This window comes from Tabrizicola sp. (assembly GCF_041911175.1).
Taxonomy (GTDB): domain Bacteria; phylum Pseudomonadota; class Alphaproteobacteria; order Rhodobacterales; family Rhodobacteraceae; genus Tabrizicola.
Genome location: NZ_JAYRPN010000135.1, coordinates 1 through 1515 on the forward strand (window position 1 = coordinate 1; position 1515 = coordinate 1515).

1 protein-coding gene is annotated in these 1515 nt (G+C 65.6%); it reads left to right on the forward strand.

The features are described from left to right. The coding region (gene pepT / locus ACE3P6_RS18940) for a peptidase T (RefSeq protein WP_374397998.1) at positions 1-1222 on the forward strand (1222 nt) is incomplete at its 5' end. Positions 1223-1515: the final 293 nt, after the last annotated feature.

The following is a 1515-nucleotide window of genomic DNA, read 5'->3' on the forward strand; positions in this document are numbered from 1 at the left end:
GCTGGCCGAGCGGCTGGTGGCGCGGTTCTTCCGCTACCTGGCGGTGACGAGCCAGAGCGACGGCAAGGCCACGGTGGTGCCGAGCACGCCGGGGCAATGGGACATGGCGCGACTGCTGCAGGGCGAGCTGGTCGCGATGGGGCTGGCCGACGTGCACCTGGACGACCATGCCTGCGTGACCGCACGCATTCCCGCGACCGTTGCCGGCGCGCCGCGCATCGGGTTCTGCGCCCATGTGGACACGGTGGATGTGGGGCTTTCGCCGCACATCAAGCCGCGGCGTGTGCTCTTCGATGGCAGCGACATCTGCCTGAACAAGGAGCAGGACATCTGGATGCGGGTGGCGGAGCATCCGGAGTTCCTGCCCTATGCCAACCAGGAATTGCTGGTGACCGACGGGACCAGCGTGCTGGGGGCGGACAACAAGGCGGCGGTGACGATCCTGATGGACCTGGCCGAGGTGCTGATGCGCGAGCGGCCGCCGCATGGGGAGATCGTGCTGGCCTTCGTGCCCGACGAGGAGATCGGGCTGCGCGGGGCCAAGGTGGTGGACCTGAAGCGCTTCGCGGTGGACTTCGCCTATACGATCGACAGCTGCGAGGTGGGCGAGTTCATCTTCGAGACGTTCAATGCCGCCTCCGCCACAGTGGAGATCGAGGGGGTGACCGCGCACCCGATCAACGCCAAGGGCGTGATGGTGAACCCGGTGCTGGTGGCCGCCGACCTGATCACCCGGTTCGACCCGCTGGACACGCCGGAGCATACCGAGGGGCGCGAGGGCTACAGCTACATCAACAGCATGTCGAACACCTCGGCGATCGCCACGCTGCGCATCAACCTGCGCGACTTCGACAAGGCGGGGCTGGAGGCGCGCAAGGAGAAGGTGCGTGCCCATGTGGCCGCCACCCAGGCGAAGTTCCCGCGCGCCAAGCTGAAGGTCGAGATCGAGGACGTGTACGCCAACATCGCCGAGAGCCTGGGCAATGACCGCCGCTGCCTGCAGCTGATGGAGCGGGGGTTCAAGGAGCTGGGCATCGCGCCGAAGATCTTTCCGCTGCGCGGCGGCACGGATGGCTCGGCGCTGTCGGCGCGCGGGGTGCCGACGCCGAACTACTTCACCGGCGGGTTCAACTTCCATTCGCGGTTCGAGTGCCTGCCGGTGCCGGCGTTCCTGACGGCGTATCGGTTGACCGACCGGCTGGTGCGGCTGGCGGCGAGCTAGTGCCCTGATTCCGTAATCCTTCGGATCACGGAATCAGGGCACTAGCCCTTATTTTCAGTGGCCTGCTTGTCCGCTACGCCCATCCGAAGTCGGACGGACTTCGCGGGCAGGACACTAGAGCGGAAGCCGACCTGATAGACGGTCGGCCTCCGCTCTAGCTTATTGTTAAGGAACGCAAATCTTCCCCCCGGACGATTCCGTCCGGTCGGATATTGCTCTAGCTTTTTGATCAGGAACGCAAATCTTCCTCCCGGACGATTCCGTCCGGTCGGATATTGCTCTTGGCGCGCCAC